Origin of the sequence: Rhodococcus sp. EPR-157, from assembly GCF_001647195.1 — a bacterium.
Classification (GTDB): Bacteria; Actinomycetota; Actinomycetes; order Mycobacteriales; family Mycobacteriaceae; genus Rhodococcoides.
The window spans coordinates 1-1,918 of sequence record NZ_LVCV01000562.1 but is presented as its reverse complement, the minus strand read 5'-3'; the positions used below and the strand labels follow the sequence as shown (position 1 = coordinate 1,918).

Annotated in this window: 2 protein-coding genes; both read right to left on the bottom strand. The window is 61.7% G+C overall.

The features are described from left to right. On the bottom strand, window positions 1-1,309 hold a 1,309-nt coding region (locus A2J03_RS24780), incomplete at its 3' end, for a flavin-containing monooxygenase (protein ID WP_082898077.1). After that, the coding region (locus tag A2J03_RS24775) for a reductase (protein ID WP_068379384.1) at window positions 1,306-1,918 on the bottom strand (613 nt) is incomplete at its 5' end. The genes A2J03_RS24780 and A2J03_RS24775, both read right to left, overlap by 4 nt.

The following is a 1,918-nucleotide window of genomic DNA, read 5'->3' as shown; positions in this document are numbered from 1 at the left end:
AGCGCCGTTGCAGATCGACGTTGTACTCGCGTTGGCGATCCTCGCGGACATCGAGGACGGAATTTCGAGCCAACGCATAGGAGATGGCGTCGACGAGATAGTCGATCTGCGCCTCCATGTAGACCAACGCCGAGCTGTGTCCCGGCCCTGAGTTGGGCCCGAAGGTGAAGTACATGTTCGGGTAGCCGGAGACGGCGATGGACTTGTAGGCCCGTGCGCCTGTACTCCACTCGTCTGCGAGGATGCGTCCACCGCGACCGGATATCGGCACCGGTGTGCCGGTCTTCGACACGTCGAATCCCGTCGCGAACACGATGACGTCGGCCTGGTGCTCGATGCCTTCGACCGTACGAATTCCCTTGGGCGAGATCCGTGCAATGGGCCAGGTCACGAGCGTGCAGTTGTCCTTCTGCAGTGCAGGGTAGAAGTCACTGGTCATCAGCAGACGCTTGCATCCGGCCCTGAAGTCCGGGGTGAGTTGGCGTCGCAGCCAGGGGTCTTTCACCTGGCGTCGTAGATGCAGTTTCCCGACGGCTTCGACGACGCGGGTCAGCGGCGAATTCCACACCACACCGAGTGCGACAGACTCGTGGCCCCAGAACCAGGCGTTTCGGGCAAGGGACTGGGTGGCAGGGAATCGTCGATAGACGTCCTTGGTGGTCTGCCGTGTTGCGAAGTTGGTGCGCGGCAACGCCCACCCCGGGGTGCGCTGGAAGACCTTGACCGACCGGGCCACCTTCACCAGTTCCGGCACGATCTGTACTCCCGAGGCCCCGGTTCCGATGACTGCGACCTTCTTGTCGGTGAAGTCGTAGTCGTGATCCCAACGGGCACTGTGGATCTTGTGACCCTCGTACGTGTCGAGGCCACGGATCGACGGGAAGCTCACGTTCGCGAGAGGTCCCGACGCCATCACGACTGCGCGGGCCTGCACCGGGGGATGGCCGTCGAACGAGATTTCCCACACCGATGCGTTCTCGTTCCAGATCACTCCGGATACGTTGTGGCCGAACCGGAACAGCGGGCGGAGGCCGAAGTCGTCGACCATCCGCTCGATGTACTGCAGGATCTCGGCGCTCCCCGAGTACGTATGCGACCAATCAGGGTTCGGTGCGAAGCTGTACGAGTACAGCCTCGAAGGGATGTCGCACGCCGCGCCGGGATAGGTGTTGTCGCGCCACGTTCCGCCCGGCTCACGTCCGCGCTCGAAGATGGCGATGTTGTCGATTCGCTTTTGCTTCAAACGGATTGCGGCACCGATTCCGGCGAATCCACCGCCGATGATGGCAACTGACAGCGGCTCGCTCATGCGACGGGCTCGTAGGTGAGTTCCTTGGACCAGGTCGGTTGGGGTCGCAGCATCCTCTTCGGATATCTGGCGGTAGCCCTGACCAGGGCGTCGGCGAACTTGTGGTACGGATGCGCCCTGTTGATGACGACGCCCGAGTGCCAACTGATGAATCGGTACATCGGTAGGCGTTTGGGGAATTCGCTTCGCTCGCCGACCTTCTTGAACCGTCGCATCGCCGTGTAGAGGCGTTCCTCGTCGACGCCCATCGCGACGATGTTGTCGCGCATCTTGTTGAGCAACGGGATGTAGCGCAGCGTCCCGATGATCAACGACGGGTTCATCCAGGCTCCGACGGTCTCGACGATGATCTTGCGCATCTTCGCGTGACCGAGAAGCTCGATGACCTGGAAATCGACTGCGAGATGTCGGGATTCGTCGGAATTGATTCGCTTGAAGACTTCCTGGCAGACCGGGTCGTCGATCTCGTCGACGATGAATTTCACCAGAGCGCCGTCGAGCGCGACCTCGAGCATCGGGATGACGGTGCCCAGCACCGCGAGCGAGGTCTGGTCCGAGTACTTGTCGAGCCAGTCGATCACGAGCTTGACATTGACGTTGGGCTGCGGG